General features: G+C 45.7%; 2 protein-coding genes and 1 tRNA gene. All 3 read right to left on the bottom strand.

Translation table 11 applies throughout. The features are described from left to right. Window positions 1–1476: serine/threonine-protein kinase (locus PX636_RS06655; RefSeq protein ID WP_288116556.1), on the bottom strand; the 1476-nt coding region annotated here is incomplete at its 3' end. Window positions 1477–1597: 121 nt separating this feature from the next. Then, window positions 1598–1669: transfer RNA gene (locus PX636_RS06650), tRNA-Gly, on the bottom strand. Window positions 1670–1989: 320 nt separating this feature from the next. Then, window positions 1990–2114 (bottom strand): glucokinase (locus tag PX636_RS06645; RefSeq protein ID WP_288116557.1); only part of this gene is annotated, 125 nt, incomplete at its 5' end.

Below are 2114 nucleotides of genomic sequence, written 5' to 3'. Positions count from 1 at the left end.
GGCTAAATTCCGTTGTTGGAGAGCGAATTGATGGCTAGGCTCTAGTTGTAGGGTTTGGTTAAAAGAAACCACTGCTTCCGAGAAACATTTTAACTTGTAGAGACAACAACCCCGTTGATACCACGCCTCAGCCTTTTGGGATTGTAACTGTAAAGCCTTATTATAAGCGGCGACCGCTTCACTGAGTCGTTCTAATTCCCGTAAAGCTTCGCCTTTGCTAAACCAAACATTAGCATCGGATTTAATGGCCAGGGCCTGATTATAGGCCGCTAGACCTTCGGCATAACGTTGCATCTGACAGAAAATCATGCCTTTGTAATGCCATGCTTCCAGATAATCTGGCTGCAGTTGAATCGCCTTATCCAAAGATGCGATTGCGGCGCTGATTTGTCGTAAATTAGCTAAAGCGATGCCGCGATAAAACCAAGCCCGAGCATTATTAGTCTCTAATTGAATTACCTGATTAAAAGACCCTAAAGCTTCAGGAAAACGCCCTAATCGTTGCAAGGCCAGACCGCGGTTATACCAAGCATTGACAAAATTGGGCTTTTTCCGCAGGGACTGCTGATACAATTGAACTGCTTCGCGATGCTGCCCCACATCGAGATGCGCGTTACCGCGATAAAACAACTCCTCTGCTGAAATTTCCCGCACTAAAGCTTGTTGCTGACGCAATTGCAGTAACTCTTTTATGGCATCTAAAACTTCTGCTGCCGAGGGAAAGCGTTGGCGCCAGTCATAACGGGTCATTTTATCGATAATAACTGCTAGATCATCTCTAACATCGGCCTGATCGCGCCAAGCGATTTCTCCGGTTTCGGCATCTTCGGGAAATTGCGTCGGTTTGAGACCAGTCAAGGCTTGAATAGCGATGATTCCCACGGCATAGACATCGCTAGACAATCGCGGTTTATTTTGCGCCTGTTCACTAGGCATATAACCAGGGGTGCCAATCCCAATAGACACACTGGTCTGTTTTGCTTTTAGCCATTGAGTCCCCACTTGTTTGACTCCGCCAAAGTCGATTAAAACTAGCTGGCCCTCTTGGCGACGGATAATATTATGGGGTTTGATATCTCGGTGAATAATGTTATTTTGATGGACAAAAGCGAGAACTTCCAAGATATCTTTTAATAACTGAATTACCTGACTCTCTTCTAAACGCTTACCCTTAGAGATTTCCTGACTAAGATCGTGACCATCGATAAATTCTTGAACGATATAAAAAGACTTATTTTCCTGAAAACTGGCGAAAAATTGCGGTATTTGAGGATGATGGCCGAGTTTTTCTAAAGCTCTGGCCTCACTCTCAAATAATCCTATAGTAACTTCGTTAACCACTTGGGGGATTAACTGTTTGACCACACATTGAGGACGGCCGGGGCGATAGTTATCTTGGGCTAAAAAAGTTTGACCGAAAGCCCCTTGACTTAGAGGTTTAATAACCTGGTAACGTCCCCCGATAATTAGTTTCATGGTAGCGATAGGATTATCTTTACCCTAGAGCAGCTTGACGGGACGGTTAACAGCCAAAGGGGTTAACTTGCTCATGCCCATCTTGCCAGCTAATTGATATATTACATCAATTGTCGTCAGAAGCGGGTAACGCGACTCGAACGCGCGACATTCACCTTGGGAAGGTGACGTTCTACCACTGAACTATACCCGCAAAAGTCTCCCTAATCATAGCATTGACCCCCCAGCCAGAGCAACTGCCCTAGGCTGTTTTCCATCACCGCGCCAGTGCAGTTTGTCGGCAAAACTGGCCCGGTCGCAATTTAACATTTTTTCTTGACAGGACAGTAGGGCTTTTTCTAGCTGTTGATCGGCATTTTTTAGGCTTTCTAGCCGCTTTTGTCGATAAACCCCAAAAATAAAATCTAAGCCCGCCCAAGCACAGCCAAGGGCAGGAAAACCGTCATGGAGAACATTTTTTTGATCGCTTACCTCAATCGCTGCTGCTGTTGGTAAAATCCAGTCAACCCTCCCTCATAGCTGACTAGCGCAGGAAACTGCCCCCATTAGTCCCACTTGGGCATTAAGGACGATATGGACGGGAATATTGCTTAATAGCTCCCTCATCCGACCTTTAGCCCGAAAAGCCTTCATAAAGC

Origin of the sequence: Microcystis sp. M53598_WE2 (genome assembly GCF_030067735.1) — a bacterium.
Classification (GTDB): domain Bacteria; phylum Cyanobacteriota; class Cyanobacteriia; order Cyanobacteriales; family Microcystaceae; genus Microcystis; species Microcystis aeruginosa.
The sequence above is the reverse complement of the archived record's forward strand: the minus strand, read 5'-3'. Positions and strand labels throughout refer to the sequence as shown.